Raw genomic sequence first — 21,803 nt, forward strand, 5'->3', positions numbered from 1 at the left:
CCCTTTGATGACATGCAGGCCTTTTTTGTGAGTGCTCTTTCCAACTGGCTGCGGCGGCCGAATGCCCGCCTTTTTTCTCTCATCGTTCTGGTATTGATCGTGCCGGTGTGCCTGCGTGCAGCGTTGGGCTGGTCGACACCGCTGGGCTTTCTGTCGGACTTGGCCGTGGGCAGTTTGCTGGTGGTGACGCTGCATCGCCGCGCATGGTGGCTGGCATTGCCGGTGCTGATGTTCTGGGCGCTGCTGGCGGTCGCCACGGCAGAATTGGTCAGCGCCGTCGGCCGCCTGCCGACGCCTTCGGATATTCACTATCTGATCGACCCGCAGTTCGTCGAGAATTCCACTGGCGGCGGACTTGCGCACCCTGCCCTGGCCATGGCTTTGCTGGGTGCCCTGGCTTTCTGGCTGCTGACTCAGCTTGTTGGTCGCGGCTTGTCTCGCCCTGCTCTGCCTCGCTCCGTCTGGGCCGCGCCAATCGTGTTGTTCGCCGCACATTGGGGCGCGCAAAACCTGTGGCCGAATGACGGCGACGCCTGGCGCCTGTACAACCTGCCGCATCAGTTGCTCGCCAGTGAAGTCGCCGACCTGCAGATCCAGGCCGAGGAATGGCTCCACGGCGACGTTGAAGAACCCACACCGGCGATGGCCGGGCTCACCGACGTCGATCTCAATGGCCAGAAGCTGCTCGCCGCGCCGGGCCAGGCGCGCAATGTATTGATCATCGCGCTCGAAGGCATCCCCGGCGCCTACATCCGTGCCAACCGTGAGGCGATCGGCAGTCATTATCAGGAAGACCTGATGCCCAACCTCAGCCGCTGGGCCGAGCGCGGCATGAACACCCCGGATTACGTGCTGCACACCCATCAGACCATTCGCGGTCTGTACGCCATGCTGTGCGGTGACTACGACAAGCTCAACAATGGCACGCCCAAAGGCGTGGAAATGCTCACCCTCAACGAACGCAATCAGGCCTGCCTGCCGGCACAATTGCGCGAGCACGGCTTCAGCACGCATTACTTGCAGGGCGCGGGCCTGCGCTTCATGGCCAAAGACAAGATCATGCCGCACATCGGTTTCGATGCGACCCACGGTCTGGAATGGTTCAGCAACAGCAACTACCTGGAATTCCCCTGGGGCAAGGATGACAAGGCGTTTTTCGAAGGCGCGCTGGATTACGTCGGCCAACTGAAGAAGCAAAAACAGCCATGGATGCTCACGCTGCTGACGGTCGGTACCCACCAGCCCTACTCCGCACCGGACGATTATCTGCAGCGTTATGAAACGCCAAAGCAGGCTGCTGTGGGTTATCTCGACGATGCGCTGGATGAATTTCTTTCGGGGCTGGAGCGCCAAGGCATTCTCAAGGACACGTTGGTGGTGATCACCTCGGATGAATCCCACGGCATCGACGGCGTGCGGCTGGCCTCCTCGTGGGGTTTCAATCTGACGCTGGCGCCGGAGCAGGCGCAACTGCCGCGCCTGAATGCCGGGGTCTATGGTCACGTCGATCTGAGCACCTCGATCCTCGACTATTTCGACCTGCCGGTGCCGACTGCGCTGAGCGGCCGCTCGCTGTTTCGCGACTACGATTCCGGGCGCGAGATCATGTCGTTCACCAACGGCAAGCTGCGCTATCACGACGGCCAGGGCATCTTCTCCGAATGCGACCTGCCGCGCCGCTGCCGCTACTACCAAAGCACCGGTTTCATTGCTGACAGTGCCACCTACAAAGGCACCTACAGCGGCCACCCGGCCCGGCAGATCGCCGCGCGCGCCGATGCGCTGGACCTGTCCCTGCTGCGCACACCACTCAATCATCGCTACCAGTTCGGCAGCAACAACATCATCCCTCTGCAAGCGCAGATCAAGGATGACTGGGCCGACAACCTTATCGGCGCGCAATACCTGGAAATGCCCAAAGGCTCGCACACCCGCGTGCGCCTGACCGTGCGCTCGGTCGATCCGCAGCAGGCGGCGTACATTCAGCTCAAGGCCAAGGAATTTGAACAGGACGTGCAACTGGGCCTGCCAACAGAAATGATCGCCACGGCGGACCAGCCGCTGGAGATGGATTTCAGCTTTGAAAACCCGCAGCCGCGCAAAGCCTTCTCGTTTCATTTGTTGGGTTATGGGCAAGGCGCAGTAGAAGTCAGCGACTTCAGCGTCATCACCGAATTGCCCGGCCAGGAAGACATCCTCGACGACGTGCCGGAGGACGACACCGCACAATCGAGCTAACCCCTGTAGGAGCTGCCGAAGGCTGCGATCTTTGCTTTTGATTTTTTGATGAACAAAGATCAAAAGATCGCAGCCTTCGGCAGTTCCTACCTGTGCGGTGAAAGAGTTTGCCTATCGGTATCCAATAGTCGGGCTATTAGCCGACTTGCCAACTCGGGTCTAGCCTTACCAGTCCGAAGTCGGCACGAGCCGGCCGCAGACCTGATAGGGATACGAACATGGCAAACGAATCGAAATGCCCGTTCAACCACGCCGCCGGCGGCGGTACGACGAACCGTGACTGGTGGCCGAATCAACTCAATCTGAAAATCCTCAGCCAGCATTCACCCAAGTCCGATCCGCTGGGCCAGGACTTCGACTACGCCAAAGCCTTCAAAAGCCTCGACTTCCAGGCGCTGAAACAAGACATCAAAGCACTGATGACTGATTCTCAGGACTGGTGGCCGGCCGACTTCGGCCATTACGGCCCGCTGTTCGTGCGCATGGCCTGGCACAGCGCCGGGACCTATCGCACCGCCGACGGCCGTGGCGGCGCCGGCTCCGGACAGCAACGCTTCGCCCCGCTCAACAGCTGGCCGGACAACGTCAGCCTCGACAAGGCCCGCCGCCTTCTCTGGCCAATCAAGCAGAAATACGGACGCAATATTTCCTGGGCCGACTTGATCGTGCTCACCGGCAACGTCGCCCTAGAGTCGATGGGCTTCAAGACCTTCGGTTTCTCCGGTGGTCGCGCCGATGTCTGGGAACCGGATGAAGATGTGTACTGGGGTTCGGAAACCGAGTGGCTGGGCGGCGACAACCGTTACGGCAAGAGCAACGGCCCGGTGCAGGAGCCCGGCGACGGTACGCTGGTGGCTGAGCCTGATTTGCATGGCCGTGAAGAAAGCCGCACCGATCAGGGCGAACGCAACCTGGAAAATCCCCTCGCCGCCGTGCAGATGGGCCTGATCTACGTCAACCCTGAAGGCCCGGAAGGCAACCCGGACCCGGTGGCCTCGGCCAAGGATATTCGCGAAACCTTCGGCCGCATGGCCATGAACGATGAAGAAACCGTGGCGCTGATCGCCGGCGGCCACGCGTTCGGCAAGACCCACGGCGCCGGCCCGGCCGACAATGTCGGCCCAGAGCCGGAAGCGGCCGGTCTGGAGCAGCAAGGCTTGGGCTGGAAAAACGCCTTCGGCACCGGTAAAGGCGCCGACACCATCACCAGCGGCTTGGAAGTGACCTGGACCACCACACCAACGAAGTGGAGCAACAACTATCTGGAAAACCTGTTCGGCTTCGAGTGGGAGCTGACCAAAAGCCCGGCGGGCGCCAATCAGTGGCAACCGAAAAACGGCGCCGGTGCAGGCACCGTTCCCCACGCACACGATCCGAACAAGAAGCTCTCGCCGACCATGCTCACGTCCGATCTGGCGTTGCGCTTCGATCCTGCATACGAGCAGATTTCCCGGCGTTTCCTGGCCAATCCCGATCAGCTCGCCGACGCATTCGCCCGCGCCTGGTACAAGCTGATCCATCGGGACATGGGCCCGCTCTCTCGCTACCTCGGCCCGGAAATGCCACAAGAGGAATTGCTTTGGCAAGACCCGCTGCCAGACGTAACTCATCCGCTGATCGATGACAGCGACGCCACTGCGCTGAAAAACAAAGTGCTGGCTTCAGGGTTGTCAGTGTCGCAACTGGTTTCGACCGCGTGGGCTGCAGCATCGACCTTCCGCGGTTCAGACAAACGCGGCGGCGCCAACGGCGGACGCTTGCGTCTGGCCCCGCAGAAGTTCTGGCAGGCCAACCAGCCCGAGCAATTGGACAAGGTGCTAAGCACACTGGAAGGCATTCAGAACGAGTTCAACGGTTCTGCTGCCAATGGCAAGAAGATCTCGTTGGCGGACCTGATCGTCCTGGCCGGTAATGCCGGGGTGGAAAAAGCCGCGCAGAACGCCGGGCATTCGGTGTCGGTGCCGTTTTCACCGGGCCGCGTCGATGCTTCGCAGGAGCAGACCGATGTCGAATCGTTCGGCTTCCTCGAACCGATTGCCGATGGCTTCCGCAATTACAGCAAAGGCAAATACACGGTTGCGGCGGAAACCCTGCTGATCGACAAGGCGCAGTTGCTGACGCTCACGGCACCGGAAATGACCGTGCTGCTGGGTGGTCTGCGAGTGTTGAACACCAATGTCGGCCAGACGCGGCATGGCGTGTTCACCGATAAAACCGAAACGCTGAGCAATGACTTCTTCACCCACCTGCTGGACATGGGAGTTGAGTGGACCCCAACTTCAAGGGATGCCGATGAGTTTGAAGGCCGTGACCGCAAGACCGGGGCGCCAAAGTGGACGGCGACTCGGGTGGATCTGGTGTTCGGCTCGAATGCGCAATTGCGCGCATTGGCCGAGGTGTATGCCAGTTCCGACGCGAAGGCGCAGTTCGTCAACGATTTCGTCAAGGCATGGACAAAGGTGATGAATCTGGATCGGTTTGATCTGCGCAAGTAGCTGTTTATTGTGCCAATGAAAATGCCGCTCGTTGAGCGGCATTTTTTTGTTTGCTTCGGATTATGTGGTGCGGGAGATAACCAGCCCCTCACCCCAGCCCTCTCCCAATGGGAGAGGGGGAAAGGGAGCCGATCCCTGTTGGTTTCAAGACCTGAGTTCGATGCCGGAATTTCAGGTCGGTGTAACTCGAATATTCACCTGGTCAGTCCCCTCTCCCTTTGGGAGAGGGTTAGGGTGAGGGGCGGTCTGAAGCTGGAATACCGACCTTTATGATCATCAAAATCAAAAGATCGCAGCCTCGTTTCCCTCGACAGCTCCTAAATGATCGGGTTACGCGAGGCTTTTGCTTACCACTTCATACACGTCGCTGGACAACGACCCCGAAGCGAGAATCCGCTCCAGCTCAGCCTTCATCAATGCCTGACGCGCGCTGTCGTATTTGCGCCAGCGGGTCAGCGGGGCCAGTTGGCGCGAGGCGATCTGTGGGTTGAAGCCGTTCAGTTCGATCACCAGATCGGCAAGGAAGCGATAACCGGAACCGTCCGCCGCGTGGAAGTTGATCAGGTTCTGCCCGGCGAACGCGCCGATCAGTGCCCGCACCTTGTTCGGGTTCTTGATGTTGAACGCCGGGTGCTGCATCAACGCCTTCACCCGCTCCAAACCGCCCGGCAAGGTGCTGCCGGCCTGCACGCTGAACCACTGGTCCATGACCAGCGGATTGTCCTTGAAGTGCTCGGCGAAGCTCGCCAAAGCCAAAGCCTTCTGCTCTTCGAACGGCGAGTTGACCAGCACCGCCAGCGCAGTCAGGCGCTCGGTCATGTTGTCGGCGGTCTCGAACTGCTCGAGCGCCGCCGCCAGCACTTCCGGCTTGCCGCTGAGCATCAGGTACGACAGGGCGATGTTCTGCAAGGCGCGACGGGCGAAGTGCTCGGCCTCGGCCACGTACGGAGTCTTTTTCGACAAGTCGCGATTGGCCTGATAACGCAGCCACAGCGCTTCGAACAAGCCTTCGGCGAGTTGCTTGCGGGCGAACTCGCGAGCGACATGAATCGCCTCGACGTCAGCCACTTCGCTGATCTCGGTGAGATAGGCCTCACCCGGCAGCGAAAGCATTTCGGCAACCATCGCCTGATCCAGCGACTCGTCGGACAGCACCGTGCGCAGCGCCGACACCAAACGCGGATCGAGCTTCAGGCTCTCGCCTTTCTGATGTTGGCCGATCAACTCTTGAAGCACTTGCACCGACAATTGCTGACCGGCATCCCAGCGATTGAAACCGTCGCTGTCGTGCTGCATCAGGAACATCAGTTGATCGCGGTTGTACGGGAAGCTCAGCTTCACTGGCGCCGAGAAGCCGCGCAGCAGCGACGGCAACGGCTGTTCGTTGATGTCGACGAAAGAGAATGTCTGCTCGGCTTCGGTCACCGAGATCACCCGAGTGGTGCCTTGTGCCGAGGCTTCGCCAGCCAGACGCAGGGCGATTTCATTGCCCTGGCTGTCGAGCAGGCCGAGCTCGACCGGGATCACGAACGGCAGTTTTTCCACCTTGTCCGGGGTCGGCGGGCAGCTCTGGCGGAAGGTCAGGCTGTAGGTTTTCGCCGCAGCGTCGTAGGACTCGCTGACGGCCAGACGCGGTGTGCCGGCCTGGCTGTACCAGCGCTTGAACTGGCTGAGATCAACGCCATTGGCATCTTCCATGGCCTTGACGAAGTCGTCGCAGGTCACGGCCTGGCCGTCGTGGCGCTCGAAGTACAGATCGCTGCCCTTGCGGAAGCCGTCGGCGCCCAGCAGGGTGTGGATCATGCCGACCACTTCCGAGCCCTTTTCGTACACGGTCAGGGTGTAGAAGTTGGAAATCTCGATGAAGCTGTCCGGACGCACGGCGTGGGCCATCGGGCCGGCATCTTCGGCGAACTGGTGGGTACGCAGGTACGCCACGTCCTGAATGCGCTTGACCGTCGCCGAGTTCATGTCCGAGGAGAAACCGGCATCGCGGAACACCGTGAAGCCTTCCTTGAGCGACAGCTGGAACCAGTCGCGGCAGGTCACGCGGTTGCCCGACCAGTTGTGGAAGTATTCGTGGGCGACGATCGCCTCGACCCGCTGGTGCGCAGCGTCGGTGGCAGTTTCGGCGCGGGCCAGCACGGCGCTGGAGTTGAAGATATTGAGGCCCTTGTTCTCCATCGCGCCCATGTTGAAATCGTTGACGGCGACGATCATGAAGATGTCCAGATCGTACTCGCGACCGTAGACCTCTTCGTCCCAGCGCATGGATTTCTTCAGGCTGTTCATCGCGTGCTGGCACTTGTCGATGTTTTCCGGCTCGACATAAATGCGCAGCGCGACGTTGCGCTGGCTCATGGTGGTGAAGGTGTCTTCGACGCACCACAGATCACCGGCGACCAGCGCGAACAGATACGCCGGTTTCTTGAACGGATCTTCCCAGGTAGCCCAGTGCCGGCCGTCTTCGCCGGGGCCGGAAGCGATCGGGTTACCGTTGGAGAGCAGCACCGGGTAGCTGTGCTGTTCAGCCACGACGGTGGTGGTGAACTTGCTCATCACGTCCGGGCGATCGAGGTAATAGGTGATCTTGCGAAAGCCTTCGGCCTCGCACTGAGTGCAGAACATCGTGCCGGACTTGTACAGGCCTTCCAGCGCGGTATTGGTTTCCGGGTGGATGCGCACGCTGGTGTCGAGGGTGAACGTTTCACTGGTCGGCTGCAGGGTCAAGTGACTGTCCGAGACTTGATAGTCAGCAGCGCTCAGCTCCTGGTCCGCCAGCGTCACCGACAGCAGCTCGAGTTGCTGGCCGTCGAGCACCAGCGGCGGCAGGCCGGCGCCACGTTCAGGATTACGGCGCATCACCAGTTGCGCGTGAACCAGGCTGTGGTCCTCGAACAACTCGAAGGTCAGGTGCGTTTCGTCAATCAGGTACTCGGGCGCCTGATAGTCCTTGAGATAGATCATCTTCGGTTGTTCGGTGCGCATGCTGGAATCCTTATTGATGCACGGCGAGCTGGTACGCCGTGTATTTACGAATGTTGATCACGCCGGTGTCGAAGATCAGGTACTGCCCCTTGATCCCCAGCAGCGTGCCTTCGGCAATCGGGTTCTTGTCCAGGTTGAAGCTGACGATTTTCGCCGGGTATTGCTCGACGGGATAGCGGATTTCCAGCGGTTCGACATCGGCAATCGTCTGAATCGCCTGTAGGCCGAATCGCTCCTGCAACCCTTGCAGGCCTTCGGCGCAGCTTTCGAACAACTGATCGCGCACCTGCGCCAGATCCACCGCCGCCGCATCACCTTTGAGCAGCGCGCGCCAGTTGGTCTTGTCCGCCACCTGGCTGCGGAACAGGTCCTCGACAAACCCCGATTGCTGGCGTGTCGATACACGCATGATTGGCAAGGCTTGACTCGCACCCTGGTCGAGCCAGCGGGTCGGCAACTGCGTGGCACGGGTGATGCCAACCTTGATCCCCGACGAGTTGGCCAGGTAGACCACATGATCAGTCATGCAGAACTGCTGGCCCCACACCGGATCACGGCAGGTGCCGGCGTCGAAGTGGCAACGCTCCGGGCTCATGATGCACAGGTCGCACTGCGCCAGTTTGGTCATGCACGGGTAGCAATAACCCTGACTGAAACTGGTCTTGGTCTTGCGCCCGCAATGGGTGCAGTGGATCGCCCCCAGGAATTCCAGACGCAACGTGCTGCCGATCAACGGATTGACCGGCACCTCGACGTCATCCAGACGAAACGCGTATTGCACGTTCGACCCGTCCAGGCGCGCCGACATTTTGCTGATTGCACCGCGGCCAATCTCGATCAATGGATGGCATCCGACTTGAACAGGATGTTCGGCACTTCGATCGACTTCGACGCACATTCTTGCGGGCCCATGTAGCCAGTGCGCTGGTCTTCCGGCAGGTTCTGGATTTCCCAGGCAATCATCGCCTGCAACGACAGCTCGCGCTGTTCGGCGGTGAGTTTGTTACCGTCGGACCACTTGCCGATTTCCACGGCGAGTTTCAGGCTTTCGTAGATGTCCGGGGTGATGTTGCTGATCATGTCGTTGAAAGAGGACATCAGGGTCTCCGTGCTCTTTGCTGAACCAAAAATTTTAGACGGCCAGTTTACGGCGGTTATACAAACCGCCCAACAAACCGGTGAAGCATCCGATGAGTAACCCGCTCAGGTGCGCGGCGTTGGCGATCTGGCCGAAACCGATCAGCGAGATCAGCCCGGACATGCACACCACCAGCCACACCAGCATCATCACCAGCACGCCGCGCGGCAGGCGATAGGCCGGGTTCGGCGCCAGCAGCTGGAAGATCCAGCAATGCCCGAGCAAGCCGTAAAGCACGCCGGACAGCCCGCCAAACAGGCTCGGGCCGCTCCAGACAAACTGGGCGTAGTTGGACACCAGGCTGAACAGCAGCGTCAGACCGATCAGGTTGATGCTGCCCTGGCGCGACTCGATGCGCCGCCCCAGCTCCCAGTACCACATGCCGTTCATGGCCAGATGAAGGATGCCGAAGTGGATCAGCATCGGCGTGACCAGCCGCCACCACTGCCCTGCCGCCAGACTGTCGGCCAGTGGCGTGAAGTGGATGTACTCGCCGATCACGCGAAAATCGAGGAAGGTCAGCCAGCGCAGGGTCTCAAGGTTTTCGCCGAGGAAAGTCAGACCGCCAACGATCAGGCTCAACAGCAGAATCAATCCCGTGGCCCTGGCGTGTTTCAGCTGTTCGGCGAAACCTGGCCGTTTAAAGGTCTGGCCCACGGGAATGTCCAGTTGCTGATCCGGGTCGCCGGCCGGGAAGCGCTCGTACAGCGAACGCACGTCCTCGCTGATTTCCTCCGGCGCCCATAGCACCTGCTCGCCCGCCTCTTCACTGACACGATGGGGCACTTGCATGCGTTGCAGCAGTTTGACAAAACCGCTCAAATCCACCGCCAACGGCAGGCGCAATACCGCTACCGCACTCATTGCAGGACCTCCGGCCGCTCGACATCGACCCAGACGAATTTTTGCGGATCCAGGCGCGTTTCCTGGTCCAGACGATAGGCCACCAGTTTGCCGTAGAGCACCGCACTGTAATCCAGGCACGCGAGGTTCGGGCGGATCGGCGCCGGTTTGCCGCTGCGCCAGTAGTGGCCGACGAACAGCAACGGCTCGTCGACGCCATAGCGCAGCAGGGAATTCTTTTCGGTTGAAGTCAGCGGCGTCTGCGCGACAGGCTCCGGCAATGCATCGGGCTGGAAGACGATATCGCCGTAGGTTTTGGGATCGTCTTCCCAGAACTTGGTGCGGAAGAACGAACGCACCAGACCGTCGCCGCTGGTCATGGTCAAGCCGCCCGGCAGGCGCATGTCGGTGCCGCGCAGCAAGCGGTCGAACACGGTACAGGCGAAGCTGCCGGGAACGGCCGAGGCCTGGAGGAAATGCTCATCGACGCAGCCATTGGGGAACAACGCCCGCAACGGCTCGATCAGACCGGCGTCCCAGCACGCATGGACGACGCGAAAGCGCCCGGCATCGACGAACAGCGGCAGCTCGTAGAACCATTGCTGGAAGTCATGCCAGTCGCCGGGATGGTCTTCAAATTGAGTCAGGGTTTCCTGCAACAGCCGCGCATGGCGCTTGGTGTGTTCGCGCACGAACTGCTTGCCGCTGCCCGGTGGCGCCGGGGTGACCCAGCCGAGCGCGTTGAATTCGTGGTTGCCCATGATGCACAGCGCCTGCCCTGCTTCGACCATGTCGTGGACGATGTGCAGCGCCTCGCGAATGCGCGGGCCACGGTCGATGATGTCGCCGACGAACACCGCCATGCGTGACGGATGGCGCCAGACCCCGCCCTGCTTGTGATAACCGAGACGGTCCAGCAAGTGTTCGAGGGTCATGGCGCATCCGTGCACGTCACCGATCAGGTCGTAACTGCGCGCGGGATCGAGCATCAGTCGCCTCCGCCCCCCAGCTTGCTGCCCCAGCCAAGCTTGGTGCGGCACACCTCGTAGTAATTGTGATCGAGCGGATGAATCAGGCGCAGCTTCTGCGCTTTCTTGCTCACGGTAATGGTGTCGCCCGGTGCGCAGGTGAAATGGTTCTGGCCGTCGCAGGAGACCTGCGGGTAGATCTGCATATCTTTGGACACGACGATTTTCAGCTCACTGTTGCCATCGACCACTATTGGCCGACCCGACAAGGTATGGGGGTACATCGGCACAATCACAATAGCGTCGAGCTTGGGATGCATGATCGGCCCGCCAGCAGACAACGCGTAGGCGGTGGAGCCGGTCGGCGTGGCGACGATCAGGCCGTCGGCCTTCTGGCTGCAGACGAACTGGCCGTCGATGTACAGCTCGAATTCGATCATCCGCGTCGATTTGCCCGGGTGCAGCACCACGTCGTTGAGCGCATCGCCCTGGCCGATGGCCTCGCCATGGCGACGCACTTCGGCTTGCAGCAGGAAGCGGTTTTCCACCAGATAGTGGCCGTCGAGCACTTCGGCGACCTTGATTTCCAACTCGTCCGGGCGAATATCGGTGAGGAAGCCGAGGCTGCCACGGTTGATGCCGAGCACCGGAATATTGTGTTTGGCCAGCGCCCGCGCAGCGCCGAGCAGGCTGCCGTCACCGCCGACGACGATGACCATGTCGCAGACTTCGCCGAGCATCTTGCGCGACGAGGTTTGCAGGCCGTGGCCGGGCAGGACTTCAGCGATGGTGTCTTCGAGGATCACATGCAGGTGACGGTCGAGCAGAAAGCGTTTCAGTCGGCGGACGGTATCCAGCACCTGGGAACTGCCCAGGCGACCGATGATGCCGATATTACGAAATTGCTCCATGGGACCTCTGCGGACAATCGAAAACGCGAAAACCCGATTATGGGCGAAAGCGCCAGATAGACAAAATCCTTTCAGCCTCAAGGGTGCGCTCAGGTTTAAGGCTATGCTCGCAAGATGATCCTGTTTCCCGATTTGTTGCAGTTGCCCCATCAGTTACGCCATCCCGAAGTGCGGGACCTGGCGTGGGTGATCCTCGCGCCGCCGATGCTCGCCGCCACGCCGTGGCCACAGCGCCATCCGCTGGCGGGCAGCGACTGGGTGCACGACCCGCAGCGCCTCGAGCATTGGCTGCGCCAGCTCGACCGCGACAGTTATGGCCTGCTGCAATGGTTGTCCCAGGCGCGCACCCGGCGTCTGGGTCTGTATTACGAGCGTCTTTGGCAGTTCGCCGTCTCGCATGCGCCGGGCATAGAATTGATCGCCGCCAACCTGCCAATCCGCCGCGCCGGGCACACCCTTGGCGAGCTGGACATGCTGCTGCGTGACCGCGACGGCGTGCATCATCTGGAACTGGCGATCAAGCTCTACCTTGGCCCGCAGGATGGCGATGGCCGCGATCCGGCGCAGTGGTTGGGGCCGGGTTGTCATGATCGGCTGGATCGCAAACTGGCGCATCTGGCCGAGCATCAGCTTCCAATCTCGGCGCGTCCGGAAAGCCGCGAAGTGCTCGCGGCGCTGGATATCGAAACCTTCAGCGCGCAGCTGTGGCTGGGCGGTTACCTGCTGTATCCGTGGCCCGGGCAGGCCGACTCACCGCACGGCGCCCATCCGCAACACTTGCGTGGCAGTTGGCTGCATCAGAAGGACTGGCCGGCGTTTGTCGCCCAACGCCCGCCGGGCCGCTGGCAACCCCTGCCCCGCCATGCGTGGCTGGCGCCGGCGCATTACCCGGCGGATCAGGTCTGGACAGATGAGCACCTGCGTTTGTGGCTGGAAGACCTGCCAGCACTGGCCCCGGCGCAGCTGATGGTGCGCCTGACCGAGAACGCCCAGGGCGAATGGGAAGAGGCGGAGCGGTTGTTTCTGGTGGCGGATCTTTGGCCGAATGTCCCGGGGCAAACCTGAGATTTGTGGTGTCTGACCCAATTCGCGAGCAGGCTCGCTCCCACAGAGAATGCATTTCAAATGTGGAATGCGATCCCCTGTGGGAGCGAGCCTGCTCGCGAAAAGAGCAACTCGATCTATAGGGATAACCGCACGGCCAACGCCGCCAACGTCACCAGCAACACCGGCACCGTCAGCACAATCCCGACGCGGAAGTAATAGCCCCAACCAATGTGAATGCCCTTGCGTTCCAGCACATGCAGCCATAACAACGTTGCCAGACTGCCGATCGGGGTGATTTTCGGCCCAAGGTCGCTGCCAATCACGTTGGCGTAGATCATCGCTTCTTTGATCACGCCGCTGGCCTGACTGGCGTCGATCGACAGCAAGCCGATCAACACCGTCGGCAAGTTGTTCATGATCGACGACAGCAGCGCCGTCAGCACCCCAGTGCCCATGGCCGCGCCCCATACACCGTGCTCGGCGAACACGTCCAGCCATCCGGCGAGGTAACCAGTGAGCCCGGCGTTGCGCAGGCCGTACACCACCAGGTACATGCCCAGCGAGAAAATGACGATCTGCCACGGCGCTTCTTTCATCACTTTGCGCGTGGAGATTTTGTGCCCACGCGCGGCGATGGCCAACAGCAGCGCGGCGCACACCGCCGAAATTGCGCTGATTGGAATGCCCAGCGGTTCCAAAGCGAAGCAGCCGATCAACAGGATCACCAGCACCGCCCAACCGGCGTAGAACGTCGCCTTGTCGTGGATCGCGGTGTGCGGGTTTTCCAGTTGTTCAGGGTCGTAAGACGCAGGAATGTCGCGGCGAAAGAACCACAGCAACATGCCCAATGTCGCCGCTACGCTGACGAAGTTGACCGGCACCATCACCGCTGCATAGCGGTTGAAGCCGATGTGGAAGAAGTCCGCCGAAACGATGTTGACCAGGTTCGATACCACCAGTGGCAGGCTGGCCGTGTCGGCAATGAACCCGGCGCCCATGACGAATGCCAGCGTCGCCGCCGGTGAGAATCGCAGCGCCAGCAGCATTGAAATCACGATCGGCGTGAGAATCAGCGCCGCACCGTCATTGGCGAACAGCGCCGAGACCAGCGCGCCGAGCAGCACCATGAAGGCAAACAGTTTGCGCCCACTGCCCCGCCCCCAACGCGCCACGTGCAGCGCTGCCCAATTGAAAAAGCCAGCCTCGTCGAGCAACAGGCTGATGATGATCAGCGCCACGAAGGTGCCGGTGGCGTTCCAGATGATCTGCCAGACCAGCGGGATATCCGTGAGGTGAACGACGCCAAAAATCAACGCCAGCACGGCGCCCAGCGTTGCACTCCAGCCGACGCCGAGACCTTTGGGTTGCCAGATGACGAGGGTGATGGTCAGCAGGAAAATCAGTGACGCAGCGAGCATTCGCAGGAGCCTTCAAATATCGAAACGGGTGGAAATCGAACAAATGTGGGAGCGAGCCTGCTCGCGAAGGCGGTGTGCCAGACATGAAATTATTATCTGACACACAGCCTTCGCGAGCAGGCTCGCTCCCACAGTGAGTTTCGGTGAGCTTATTTCTTGTGTTGCTCGACGAACTGGCCGTACGCATCGATGAATTTCTGCAGGAACGGTTTCACCGAGTCGCTCAGCTTGCCCGCTTCATCAAACGCGTTGCCCGCACCGCCCAGATACGCTTCCGGCTGTTGCAGGCAATGGATATCGAGGAAAACAAAGGTCTGGCGCAGGTGCTGGTTGGCGCCGAAGCCACCGATGGCGCCTGGCGATACGCTGATAACCGCGCCGGGTTTGCCACTCCACGCGCTCTGGCCATAAGGGCGCGAACCGACGTCGATCGCGTTCTTCAGCGGTGCCGGGATCGAGCGGTTGTACTCGGGGGTAACAAACAGCACCGCGTCGGATGACGCCACTTTCTGACGGAAAGTGCTGTAGGCTGCCGGCGGAGAATCGCCGTCGATGTCTTCGTTGTACAGCGGCAGTTCACCGATCTCGACAATCTCCAGCTTGAGATTGGCCGGTGCCAGTTCGGCGATGGCCAGTGCGACTTTGCGATTGATCGATGCTTTGCGCAGGCTACCGACCACTACAGCGACGTTGTAGACATTGCTCATGGAAGACTCTCGATGGTCCGTGGGAAGAGTCGCTAGTTATAGATGATCCAGTGGCGCTTTCACCAGTGGTCATTGGTTTTTCCTGCGCGGCGAATATTTTTTTCCTGTAGGAAAACTTACCGAGCTTGGTGACGGTCTACAAAGCCGCAAATCAAGCGTTTTATCTCCAGAGGTTCTAAGCAGATGGCAGCAGTACTCGTCGGTCAGTTTCATGCAAGAGATGCGGAAGGCCGCGTTTATTCCGTGCATGAATTCCAGGAATCGAACCCGTCTGCAGACGGATCCACTGGCTCGGAGCCCATTTACAGACTGGCCATTGGCGATCGGGTCAACAAGGTCAGTGACAGCGAGTTTCTCCTGGTTCAATCAGGCATTACCCTGATTCGCGAACCTGAGCCAACCGTCGCTCAATAACCCAGCGTTATGAGCAGAAGTCATGCGAGCGGACTTGGGGTAGGATTCAGCGTCTGACCCCACCTGCTGAACATGGACTTCACGCATGCGTTTACGCCACATCGAAGTGATTCAGGCGCTCTTGCAGACCGGTCACATGGGCACCGCCGCCGAATGGCTGCAACTGCCGGTGACCGAAGTCGAAGAGCGTTTGCGCGAAGCCGAAAGTCAGCTGGGGTTCATGCTGTTCGCCAGCGTTCGCGGGCGCCTGCAATCGACCCCTGAAGCGCGCGCCCTGCAGGTGGAAATCGCGCACATCTATGAAGCGCTGGAGCCGGTGCAGCGTCTGGCCGGCAGCCTCAAGCAGTACCTCGCCCCGCCCTTGCGCATCATCGGCACCCCGCCGCTGGCCCAGCAATTACTGCCACAAAGCCTTGCGACCCTGCGTCGGCGCTTGCCGGACGCACCGTGCAGCCTGCTCAGCGCGCCGACTCGCGACATCGTTCGCAGCCTGTTACTGCGCGAAAGCGATCTGGGCCTGAGCCTGCACGATCCCGAACACCCCGATATCCACTGCCAGCCGCTGGCCCAGGGCAAGCTGCAATTGCTCGCTCCGCACGGCTGGCTGCAACCGAAACAGAAATATATTTCTCTGGCAGACCTGTCCGGTCAGGCCATGGTCGGTCTCGAAGGTCAGGATCCGCTGAGCCCGGCGCTGGAAAACAAACTTCAGGCCTTGCGGCCGGCACCAAGCATTCAGACCCGCGTGCAGACCCATCAGATGATGCGCAGCATGGTCGAGGCCGGCGAAGGTCTGGCGATCGTCGATCCCTTCACCGCGTTGGGCGCCCGCGCCGGTGGGCTTGACGTCTGCCCGCTCTCACCGGCAGTGCCGATCAGCCTCTATGCCCTGACCTTCAAGCATGCCACGCCGTCGGCGGCGATTCAGACACTGCTGACTATCGTCACGGAACAAGCCGAGGCGATGTTGTCGAGCTGAGTGGTTTTTCCAGCGGATTGTCGAACAGGCGATACCAGAACAAGGCAACTTCGGCGGTGTGCGCATCAATGCCGCGATAGCGCAACTGGTCGATGCCGCCGATCACATAACCGCAGCGCTCATACAGCCGACAGGCGCCGAGGTTGTTGTTCTGGGTTTCGAGCATGATGCCCGGCAGTTTCTTCTTGCGACTCCAGAACTGCGCGACATCGAGCAACGCCTTGGCCACGCCGTGGCGACGGGCCGGGGCATGCACCGCCAGTTCATCGATGTGGGCAAAGCCGTTCCAGTTGGTGCTGATCACCAGGTGACCGACCGGCTCGTCATCCAGATACGCCATGAAAATCGCGCTGTCGGGCGCATTGTGAAAAGCGCTGAACTCTTCCGGATCGATGCCGTAGCACTTGCGATACGGCACGATTGGCGTCACCAGCCACTGCTCGACCGGCTTGCCGATCACGGCAGCGCCATAGGCGGCCACCTCGAAACTGAAGTCGCTGCCCCAGATATACGGCGCAAAACCTTCGTCGGCGACCCGTACCGACAACCCTGGGTATTTCGGATTCATGACCGGTTGCATACTGGGAAAAGTCCTCATTCCTTGACGCAGCCGACGGTGTCGACCTTGCTGTCGCGATGGATGATTGCCAGCGCAAATTTCAACTCTTTGTACATGAGGCTCAGTGTCCTGAGGCGGCAGATTTGCACCTGACCAGTGCACTCAGGGTAGAGGGTTGCAGCGAATGTGGCGAGGGTGGCAACTTGGCTCCATGTCGCCAAACGCAAAAAATCGCTGCCTCCTCGTCTCCTACTATGGAATGCAATCCCTGTAGGAGCTGCCGAAGGCTGCGATCTTTTGATCTTCAGGTTTTTCAGGCCTGCGCATCAGCCTCGGCAATCTGCGTCCACAACGCCGGCGCTCCCGCCGATTTGGCGATGATTTCCAGCCGCACCAGATGCGCCGCCAGTTCTTCTTCAGTCGCGCGGATGATGCGTGCTGGCTGGCGATCAGCCGGCAGACGACGGATTTCCGTGGCCGAGTTATCCGCGCCCTCGCCCGTACCATTGCCGTCGGAGGCGTTGCCAGCCAGCGACAGGCTGGTCTGGCCGCCGGTCATGGTCAGATAGACGTCGGCGAGAATCTCCGAGTCGAGCAAGGCGCCGTGCAGTTCACGGCCGGAGTTGTCGACGCCGTAACGTTTGCACAATGCATCGAGGCTGTTGCGCTGCCCCGGGTGACGTTCCCGGGCCATCATCAGGGTGTCGAGGATGGTGCAATGCTGGGTGATATCGGCGCGATCGTGCTGGCCCATCAAGGCGAATTCGTTGTTGATGAAGCCAACGTCGAACGCCGCGTTGTGGATGATCAGCTGTGCGCCCTGGATGAACTCGAAGAACTCGTCGGCGACTTCGGCAAAGCGCGGCTTGCCGACGAGGAATTCGTTGGTAATACCGTGCACACCGATCGCACCTTCGTCGCTCTCGCGATCCGGTTGCAGATAAACGTGAAAATGCCGGCCCGTCAGGCGCCGACCGATCAGTTCGACGCAACCGATTTCAATGATCCGGTGACCATCGGTCACCGGCATGCCGGTGGTTTCGGTATCGAGTACAACGGATCTGGTGGCCATCAGTGCTCAGCTCTCAACGGGTCAATCGTGCAAAGGCGCGGATGTTAACACGCTCGGCGGGGTGTTTCAGTCACACCGTGGCGGGTCCTTCGCGAGCAGGCTCGCTCCCACATTGGAATGCATTCCAATTCAAGGCCCGGAATACATTCCCCTGTGGGAGCGAGCCTGCTCGCGAATGGCAGCGCCACGGCTCACAAGCGAAATCAGCTCTGCTTGTAACCGCGAACTTCATCCACTCCACGGTTGGCCAGTTGGTCCGCCCGCTCGTTACCGTGATGGCCGATGTGCCCGCGCACCCATTTCCAGGTGACTTTGTGGCGATTGACCTGCTCGTCCAGCTCTTTCCACAGGTCGGCATTCTTCACCGGCTCTTTCGCAGCCGTTTTCCAGCCGCGCTTCTTCCAGTTGGCCATCCACTCGTTGATGCCTTTCATCACGTATTGCGAGTCGGTGACCAGCAGCACGTCGCAGGGACGCTTGAGTGCTTCGAGGCCGCGGATCGCGCCGAGCAGCTCCATGCGGTTGTTGGTGGTGTTGGCTTCGCCGCCCCACAGTTCCTTTTCGACGCCCTTGCACACCAGCAGCGCGCCCCAGCCGCCGGGGCCGGGATTGCCCTTGCAGGCGCCGTCGGTGAACAGTTCTACGGTGTCGACGCTTTCCACGCTTTCGCTCATGCCAGTCTTTCCAGAAAAATGCCTGTCCTGCCAATCACGGATCGACAATGACCGCGGCCGGGACAAGCCCGGCCACAAATAAAAGAGGGTTTACGGTTCGATGCGGCGGCGGTTGACCTTGGCCATCGGCAGCGGAATCAGCTTGCCCATCGGCTCGCGGCGTTCCTGGCGCAACGGCCTGAGCCCCACCACGATCTTGCGCGCCACCAGCAGATAGAAGCCACCGCCGGACAGCTGCCAGTCACCGGCCTTGCGTTCCCAGCCGGCCAGACGGTTCTGCCACTTGGGCGACGCGAGCGGCGGACGATAGCACCCGAAGCGGCGTTTCTCCAGCGCGAAGCCGAGCAGATTGAGCCAGTCGGCGACCCGCGACGGGGAGATGCAGCGCGCCTTGCGCAGGGCATCATTGGCGAAGAAATGCCGCAGGCCCCAAGTGCTCCAGGGATTGATGCCGATGATCAGCAGATGCCCGCCGGGACGCACGCTGCTCGCCGCTTCACGCAGCAAACCGTGGGGCGACAGACAGAAATCCAGGCCATGCTGCATCACCACCACGTCGGCGGCGTGCTCGCTCAACGGCCAGGCCTGCTCTTCGCAAACGATCTCGACCCCGGGCAACGGCGCGCCGAGACGCACGTTGCGCTGCACTTGCGGCGCGGCCGGCGGGGTTTCGGCGGACGGGCCGTAATGCACCAGATAACCGCCGAAGAAGCGACCGAGCTCGTCGTCGAGCATGCGCCGCTCTTCATCCAGCAGAAATTGCCCGAGCGGCCCCGACAGCCATTCGCGGGCGGCGCTGATCAATGCCAGCCAGTCGGGATCGGCCTGAGCGAACGCTTTATCGGTCATGTCATTCTCCAACGCGCCAGGAACTACTAAGATGCGCCAATGTTTTCCGCTTGGCGAATTCCGACGATGATACAGATCAGTGCCCTGCCCGCGTTCACCGACAACTACATCTGGTTGTTACAGGATCACCAGACCCAGCGCTGTGCGGTGGTCGATCCGGGCGACGCCGCCCCGGTGCAGGCGTGGCTCGATGCGCATCCGGGCTGGGTGCTCAGCGATATTCTGATCACTCACCATCACCATGACCACGTCGGCGGCGTTGAGCGCCTGAAAGCGGCGACCGGCGCTAAAGTCTACGGTCCGGCCAGCGAAAGCATTCCGGCGCGTGACATAGCCCTCAAGGACAACGACAGCGTCAGCGTGCTCGGCTGGGACTTCGACGTTTATGCGGTGCCCGGTCATACCCTGGGGCACATCGCCTATTACCACCATGGCCTGCTGTTCTGCGGCGACACCCTGTTCGCCGCCGGTTGCGGCCGGCTGTTCGAAGGCACACCCGAGCAGATGTACCACTCGCTCAGCCGTCTCGCGGCCCTGCCGGAAGATACGCTGGTTTACTGCACCCATGAATACACCTTGAGCAATCTGAAATTTGCCGCCGCCGTCGAGCCGGGCAATCCGGAAGTCGCCGCCCGTCTGGAAAAGGTCACGCAGCAACGGCAGAACGGCGTGATGACATTGCCGTCGACTTTGGCCCTGGAAAAGCTTACCAATCCGTTTTTACGCACTTCTGAAACATTGGTTACACAAAAAGTGGACGAACGGGAAGGCGCTCAAAACCGGGAGCCGAGCGAGGTATTTGCGGCTCTGCGGGCATGGAAAGACAAGTTCTGACAAGCGCGCCGGCCGGGGCAAAAATTCTCAATGGTTGACCGCAGGGGGTGCGCTTTCTAGAATCGCCCGACATTTTTGCCCGGAACTTACTTCCAGCCAATGTCGTCATCCATACGTAAGTCCGTCAATTCAGATGCTTTGACCCGCCTGGCGCAAGCCATCGCGGTGGCTGTGTCCGCCACGCTGGCGGGTTGCTCCAGCCACGCTCCGCAGACTGAAGCGACGCACACGCCGAACATTGCTGCGCGAGCCAAGCAGAAGCCGATCTGGCTGACCGAGAAGCCCACTCCCGTGGCGCCCCAGGACATCTGGGAACGCATGCGCCAGGGCTTCCAGTTGCAGGAAGGCCTTGGCGTCAATCCGCGCATCGAGCAACAGCGCCTGTGGTTCGCCAGTAATCCCTCTTTTCTCGAGAATGCCGGCGAACGCGGCAGCCTCTACATTCATTACATTGTCGAACGCCTCGAAGAACGCAACATGCCGTTGGAACTGGCCCTGCTGCCGGTGATCGAGAGCGCGTACAACCCGATGGCCTACTCCCGCGCCGATGCGGTGGGCCTGTGGCAATTCATTCCGTCCACCGGGCGCTACTTCAACCTGCGCCAGACGCGTTTCTACGACGGCCGTCGCGACATCACCGCTTCGACCACGGCAGCGATGGATTACCTGACCCGCCTGCACGACATGTTCAACGGCGACTGGCTGCTGGCTCTGGCGGCCTACAACGCCGGTGAAGGCACCGTCAGCCGCGCGATCGAACGCAACGAAAAGCTTGGCCTGCCCACCGACTACTGGAACCTGCCGCTGCCGGCGGAAACCCAGGCCTATGTGCCGAAGTTGCTGGCGCTGTCGCAAGTGGTGCTGGCGCCGGAAGCCTACGGCGTCAACCTCAACCCGATCGCCAACGAGCCGTACTTCCAGGTCGTCGAAATCAACCAGCGCATGGACCTGTCCAAGGTCGCTGCGGTGGCCAACATCGATGAAGACGAATTGTTCCAGCTCAACCCCGCGTTCAAACAGCGCACCACCATCGACGGCCCGCAGCATCTGCTGGTGCCGACGTCCAAGGCGCAACTGCTGACCGCCAGTCTGCAGACCATGCGCCCGGACGAACTGATCAGCCCGCGCTCGCTGAAACCGGTGTTCGAAGGCGCCGATCCGTCGGAAGTGGCACAGCTCAAACGTGCTTATCGGGTCAAGCGTGGCGACAACCTCGGCTCCATCGCCAAGGCCAACAAGGTCGAAGTCAAGGATCTGCAGCGCTGGAACAAGCTGACCGGCAAGAACCTCAAGGTCGGCCAGACGCTGGTCATGCAGGACAACACCAAGCGTGCCCCGGCGCGCAAGTCCGGCCGGGTCAACACCGTGGTTGCGGCCAACAGCAAGAGCAAAGGCAAGGACGAGAGCAAGCAGCAGACCCAGTACAAGGTCAAGCGCGGCGACACCCTGTATGTAGTGGCCAAGCGCTTCAATGTCGAGATGCAACATCTCAAGCGTTGGAACCCGGGTGCGGGCAAGGCGTTGAAGCCGGGGCAAATGCTCACGGTTTATCAGCCGCACTGACAGAAGAGCCCCTGAATTCAGGGGCTTTTTTTGGATGAAGTTTTTGGTGTGCTTTAGAACCATCCCCCTCACCCCAGCCCTCTCCCCCAGGGGGGAGAGGGGGAAA

At 60.9% G+C, this 21,803-nt stretch carries 19 protein-coding genes; 7 read left to right on the plus strand and 12 right to left on the minus strand.

Features of this window, described 5'->3' with window-relative positions:
* Positions 1-27 precede the first annotated feature (27 nt).
* Together ND528_RS01275 and katG are read left to right on the plus strand one after the other, a co-directional pair.
* A complete protein-coding gene (locus ND528_RS01275) occupies positions 28-2,238 on the plus strand; it encodes an LTA synthase family protein (protein ID WP_263469395.1) in 2,211 nt (736 codons plus the stop codon).
* Positions 2,239-2,456: 218 nt separating this feature from the next.
* The gene (katG, locus tag ND528_RS01280; protein ID WP_263469396.1) at positions 2,457-4,733 is read left to right on the plus strand and encodes a catalase/peroxidase HPI; all 2,277 of its coding nucleotides are present in this window, start codon (positions 2,457-2,459) and stop codon (positions 4,731-4,733) included.
* Positions 4,734-5,063: 330 nt separating this feature from the next.
* Here the strand turns inward: katG and pepN are convergent, their stop codons facing one another.
* From pepN to ND528_RS01310, 6 genes are read right to left on the minus strand one after another with little or no spacing between them, the layout of a single operon-like run.
* Positions 5,064-7,721: an aminopeptidase N gene (pepN, locus tag ND528_RS01285; RefSeq protein WP_263469397.1), complete on the minus strand. Its 2,658-nt coding sequence runs from the start codon at positions 7,719-7,721 to the stop codon at positions 5,064-5,066.
* A gap of 10 nt (positions 7,722-7,731) precedes the next feature.
* Positions 7,732-8,562: a DUF2797 domain-containing protein gene (locus ND528_RS01290; RefSeq protein WP_016774216.1), complete on the minus strand. Its 831-nt coding sequence runs from the start codon at positions 8,560-8,562 to the stop codon at positions 7,732-7,734.
* Entirely contained in the window at positions 8,559-8,819 is a 261-nt protein-coding gene (locus ND528_RS01295; RefSeq protein ID WP_042609561.1) for a YeaC family protein, read from the minus strand. Before ND528_RS01295 ends, ND528_RS01290 begins: the two co-directional genes overlap by 4 nt.
* Before the next feature lie 34 nt (positions 8,820-8,853).
* Entirely contained in the window at positions 8,854-9,723 is an 870-nt protein-coding gene (locus ND528_RS01300; protein WP_073475289.1) for a rhomboid family intramembrane serine protease, read from the minus strand.
* Positions 9,720-10,691: a metallophosphoesterase gene (locus tag ND528_RS01305; RefSeq protein WP_024012499.1), complete on the minus strand. Its 972-nt coding sequence runs from the start codon at positions 10,689-10,691 to the stop codon at positions 9,720-9,722. Before ND528_RS01305 ends, ND528_RS01300 begins: the two co-directional genes overlap by 4 nt.
* The gene (locus tag ND528_RS01310) at positions 10,691-11,581 is read right to left on the minus strand and encodes an NAD(+) kinase (protein WP_016774212.1); all 891 of its coding nucleotides are present in this window, start codon (positions 11,579-11,581) and stop codon (positions 10,691-10,693) included. Before ND528_RS01310 ends, ND528_RS01305 begins: the two co-directional genes overlap by 1 nt.
* A 114-nt stretch (positions 11,582-11,695) precedes the next feature.
* Between ND528_RS01310 and ND528_RS01315 the strand changes: the two genes are divergently transcribed.
* Entirely contained in the window at positions 11,696-12,646 is a 951-nt protein-coding gene (locus ND528_RS01315; RefSeq protein WP_263469398.1) for a DUF1853 family protein, read from the plus strand.
* Positions 12,647-12,762: 116 nt separating this feature from the next.
* Here ND528_RS01315 and ND528_RS01320 read toward each other — a convergent pair whose 3' ends face one another.
* Together ND528_RS01320 and ND528_RS01325 are read right to left on the minus strand one after the other, a co-directional pair.
* Positions 12,763-14,046, minus strand: coding sequence for an arsenic transporter (locus tag ND528_RS01320; RefSeq protein WP_263469399.1), 1,284 nt, complete (start codon positions 14,044-14,046; stop codon positions 12,763-12,765).
* Between the two features lie 149 nt (positions 14,047-14,195).
* Positions 14,196-14,753 carry an NADPH-dependent FMN reductase gene (locus tag ND528_RS01325; RefSeq protein ID WP_263469400.1) on the minus strand — a complete coding sequence of 186 codons (558 nt, stop codon included), beginning with the start codon at positions 14,751-14,753 and terminating at the stop codon, positions 14,196-14,198.
* A gap of 183 nt (positions 14,754-14,936) precedes the next feature.
* On the opposite strand from ND528_RS01325, the gene ND528_RS01330 reads away from it, so the two are divergent.
* The gene (locus ND528_RS01330) at positions 14,937-15,167 is read left to right on the plus strand and encodes a hypothetical protein (protein ID WP_016774209.1); all 231 of its coding nucleotides are present in this window, start codon (positions 14,937-14,939) and stop codon (positions 15,165-15,167) included.
* A gap of 85 nt (positions 15,168-15,252) precedes the next feature.
* Positions 15,253-16,146: a LysR substrate-binding domain-containing protein gene (locus tag ND528_RS01335; RefSeq protein WP_263469401.1), complete on the plus strand. Its 894-nt coding sequence runs from the start codon at positions 15,253-15,255 to the stop codon at positions 16,144-16,146.
* Here ND528_RS01335 and ND528_RS01340 read toward each other — a convergent pair.
* The 4 genes from ND528_RS01340 to ND528_RS01355 all read right to left on the minus strand — a co-directional run bounded on the left by ND528_RS01340 (position 16,112) and on the right by ND528_RS01355 (position 19,300).
* Positions 16,112-16,726, minus strand: coding sequence for a GNAT family N-acetyltransferase (locus tag ND528_RS01340; protein ID WP_263469402.1), 615 nt, complete (start codon positions 16,724-16,726; stop codon positions 16,112-16,114). The genes ND528_RS01335 and ND528_RS01340 overlap by 35 nt on opposite strands.
* A gap of 292 nt (positions 16,727-17,018) precedes the next feature.
* Positions 17,019-17,777, minus strand: a complete 759-nt coding sequence (dnaQ, locus tag ND528_RS01345) for a DNA polymerase III subunit epsilon (protein WP_130909529.1) — start codon at positions 17,775-17,777, stop codon at positions 17,019-17,021.
* Between the two features lie 203 nt (positions 17,778-17,980).
* Complete coding sequence (gene rnhA, locus ND528_RS01350) at positions 17,981-18,451, minus strand: ribonuclease HI (protein WP_123441684.1); 471 nt, start codon at positions 18,449-18,451, stop codon at positions 17,981-17,983.
* A 90-nt stretch (positions 18,452-18,541) separates the two neighbouring features.
* On the minus strand, positions 18,542-19,300 hold the full coding sequence (locus tag ND528_RS01355; RefSeq protein ID WP_041480625.1) for a class I SAM-dependent methyltransferase: 759 nt from the start codon (positions 19,298-19,300) through the stop codon (positions 18,542-18,544).
* 66 nt (positions 19,301-19,366) lie between these two features.
* Between ND528_RS01355 and gloB the strand changes: the two genes are divergently transcribed.
* Positions 19,367-20,134 carry a hydroxyacylglutathione hydrolase gene (gene gloB / locus ND528_RS01360; RefSeq protein WP_122750756.1) on the plus strand — a complete coding sequence of 256 codons (768 nt, stop codon included), beginning with the start codon at positions 19,367-19,369 and terminating at the stop codon, positions 20,132-20,134.
* 99 nt (positions 20,135-20,233) lie between these two features.
* Positions 20,234-21,697 carry a transglycosylase SLT domain-containing protein gene (locus ND528_RS01365; protein WP_130909528.1) on the plus strand — a complete coding sequence of 488 codons (1,464 nt, stop codon included), beginning with the start codon at positions 20,234-20,236 and terminating at the stop codon, positions 21,695-21,697.
* Positions 21,698-21,803 lie beyond the last annotated feature (106 nt).

The organism is Pseudomonas mercuritolerans, from assembly GCF_025706525.1.
GTDB lineage: Bacteria > Pseudomonadota > Gammaproteobacteria > Pseudomonadales > Pseudomonadaceae > Aquipseudomonas > Aquipseudomonas mercuritolerans.

Excerpts from the sequence above, each read along its gene's own strand:
- katG (WP_263469396.1), top strand. The coding sequence starts at position 2,457 with ATGGCAAACGAATCGAAATGCCCGTTCAACCACGCCGCCGGCGGCGGT.
- pepN (WP_263469397.1), bottom strand. The coding sequence starts at position 7,721 with ATGCGCACCGAACAACCGAAGATGATCTATCTCAAGGACTATCAGGCG.
- ND528_RS01295 (WP_042609561.1), bottom strand. The coding sequence starts at position 8,819 with ATGTCCTCTTTCAACGACATGATCAGCAACATCACCCCGGACATCTAC.
- ND528_RS01300 (WP_073475289.1), bottom strand. The coding sequence starts at position 9,723 with ATGAGTGCGGTAGCGGTATTGCGCCTGCCGTTGGCGGTGGATTTGAGC.
- ND528_RS01305 (WP_024012499.1), bottom strand. The coding sequence starts at position 10,691 with ATGCTCGATCCCGCGCGCAGTTACGACCTGATCGGTGACGTGCACGGA.
- ND528_RS01310 (WP_016774212.1), bottom strand. The coding sequence starts at position 11,581 with ATGGAGCAATTTCGTAATATCGGCATCATCGGTCGCCTGGGCAGTTCC.
- ND528_RS01315 (WP_263469398.1), top strand. The coding sequence starts at position 11,696 with ATGATCCTGTTTCCCGATTTGTTGCAGTTGCCCCATCAGTTACGCCAT.
- ND528_RS01320 (WP_263469399.1), bottom strand. The coding sequence starts at position 14,046 with ATGCTCGCTGCGTCACTGATTTTCCTGCTGACCATCACCCTCGTCATC.
- ND528_RS01325 (WP_263469400.1), bottom strand. The coding sequence starts at position 14,753 with ATGAGCAATGTCTACAACGTCGCTGTAGTGGTCGGTAGCCTGCGCAAA.
- ND528_RS01330 (WP_016774209.1), top strand. The coding sequence starts at position 14,937 with ATGGCAGCAGTACTCGTCGGTCAGTTTCATGCAAGAGATGCGGAAGGC.
- ND528_RS01335 (WP_263469401.1), top strand. The coding sequence starts at position 15,253 with ATGCGTTTACGCCACATCGAAGTGATTCAGGCGCTCTTGCAGACCGGT.
- ND528_RS01340 (WP_263469402.1), bottom strand. The coding sequence starts at position 16,726 with ATGCAACCGGTCATGAATCCGAAATACCCAGGGTTGTCGGTACGGGTC.
- dnaQ (WP_130909529.1), bottom strand. The coding sequence starts at position 17,777 with ATGGCCACCAGATCCGTTGTACTCGATACCGAAACCACCGGCATGCCG.
- rnhA (WP_123441684.1), bottom strand. The coding sequence starts at position 18,451 with ATGAGCGAAAGCGTGGAAAGCGTCGACACCGTAGAACTGTTCACCGAC.
- ND528_RS01355 (WP_041480625.1), bottom strand. The coding sequence starts at position 19,300 with ATGACCGATAAAGCGTTCGCTCAGGCCGATCCCGACTGGCTGGCATTG.
- gloB (WP_122750756.1), top strand. The coding sequence starts at position 19,367 with ATGATACAGATCAGTGCCCTGCCCGCGTTCACCGACAACTACATCTGG.
- ND528_RS01365 (WP_130909528.1), top strand. The coding sequence starts at position 20,234 with ATGTCGTCATCCATACGTAAGTCCGTCAATTCAGATGCTTTGACCCGC.